Below are 1,875 nucleotides of genomic sequence, written 5' to 3' on the forward strand. Positions count from 1 at the left end.
GGACGAGCGGATCGGCCTGTTGCACGGGCCGATGTCGATGCCGATCTTCGGGATCAAGAAGCCGGAGGGCGCGATCGGCTCGGCCGGCTATATTCCTGGCGTTCCGCGCCTGGGCGTCCCGGCCGTCAACGAGAGCGACGCCAGCCTGGGCGTGACCAATCCGCTGAACGTGCGTCCGGGCGACGGGGCCACGGCGCTGCCCTCGGGCCTGTCGCTGGCGGCGACCTTCAACACCCGGCTGGCCTATGAGGGCGGGGCGGTGGTCGGGCGCGAGGCGCGGGCCAAGGGCTTCAACGTCCAGCTGGCCGGCGGCGTCAACCTGGCGCGCGACCCGCGCAACGGCCGCAACTTCGAATATGTCGGCGAGGATCCGTGGCTGGCCGGCAACCTGGCGGGCGCGGCGATCAAGGGCATCCAGGACCAGGGGGTTGTCTCGACGATCAAGCACTTCTCCCTGAACGGCCAGGAGACCGGCCGCCACTTCGCCAACGCGGTGATCGACGAGGCCGCCCACCGCGAGAGCGACCTCCTGGCCTTCGAGATCGCCATCGAGAAGGGCCAGCCGGGCGCGGTGATGTGCGCCTACAACAAGGTCAACGGCGACTATAGCTGCGGGAACCACCACCTGCTGAACGAAGTGCTGAAGGGCGACTGGGGCTACAAGGGCTGGGTGATGTCGGACTGGGGCGCGGTCCACGCCACCGACTACATCGTCAGGGGCCTGGACCAACAGTCGGGCGAGCAGCTGGACGCCCAGGTCTGGTTCGGCGCGCCGTTGAAGGCGGCCGTCGAGAAGGGCGAAATCCCCGCCGCGCGCCTGTCGGACGCCAGCCGTCGCATTCTGCGCTCGATGTTCGCCGCCGGCCTGTTCGACAAGCCGGTCGCGCCGGGCGGGGCCATCGACGACGCCGCCAACGCCGAGATCGCCCGCGCCGCCGCGGCCGAGGGCATTGTCCTGCTAAAGACCCGCGACGACCTGCTGCCGCTGGCCAAGACCGCCAAGACCATCGCCGTGATCGGCGGCCACGCCGACGCCGGCGTGCTGTCGGGCGGCGGCTCGTCCCAGGTCGTGCCGCCCGGCGGCGCCAAGGCCGTGATCCCGCTGGGCGGCGAGGGCATGATGGGGCCGTTCCGCAGCGAGTACTTCAACGGCTCCTCGCCGCTGGCGGCGATCCGCAAGGCCGCGCCGGAGGCCAAGGTGACCTTCGACGACGGTCGCTACCTGTCGGCCGCCGTCGCCGCCGCCAAGGCCGCCGACGTGGTGGTGGTGTTCGGCAACCAGTGGATGGGCGAGGGCGAGGACGCGCCGGACCTGTCGCTGCCGAACGGCCAGGACGCCCTGATCGCCGCCGTCGCCGCCGCCAACCCGAACGCCATCGTGGTCCTGCAGACCGGCGGCCCGGTCTCGATGCCCTGGCTCGACAAGGCTGGCGCGGTGATCGAGGCCTGGTATTCGGGCGCGAAGGGCGGCGAGGCCATCGCCGACGTGCTGTTTGGCGTGGTCAATCCGTCCGGCCGCCTGCCGGTGACCTTCCCGGCGTCGATCGAGCAGTATCCGCGCGTCCATTCGCCGGGTCTTGGCCTGCCGGAGAAGACCCCCTTCGACGTGGTCTATTCCGAGGGCGCGGACGTCGGTTATCGCCGCTTCGCCGCCACGGGCCAAAAGCCGCTGTTTCCATTCGGCTACGGCCTTTCCTACACCAGCTTCGCCTACGCCAATCTGAAGGTGACGGGCGGCCAGACCCTGACGGTCGCCTTCGACGTGACCAACACCGGCCGGCGCGCCGGCAAGGACGCGCCGCAGGTCTATCTGACCGACGCGGCGGGCAAGGCGACCCAGCGCCTGATCGGCTTCGAGAAGATCGACCTCAAGCC

Annotated in this window: 1 protein-coding gene; it reads left to right on the forward strand. The window is 70.5% G+C overall.

The genetic code is table 11. The annotated features are described in order from the left end of the window. A partial coding sequence (locus FCU40_RS22955) for a glycoside hydrolase family 3 protein (RefSeq protein WP_168078109.1) occupies positions 1-1,875 on the forward strand: 1,875 nt, incomplete at both ends.

The sequence above is a fragment of the Caulobacter sp. SSI4214 genome, assembly GCF_012184455.1.
Taxonomy (GTDB): Bacteria; Pseudomonadota; Alphaproteobacteria; order Caulobacterales; family Caulobacteraceae; genus Caulobacter; species Caulobacter vibrioides_E.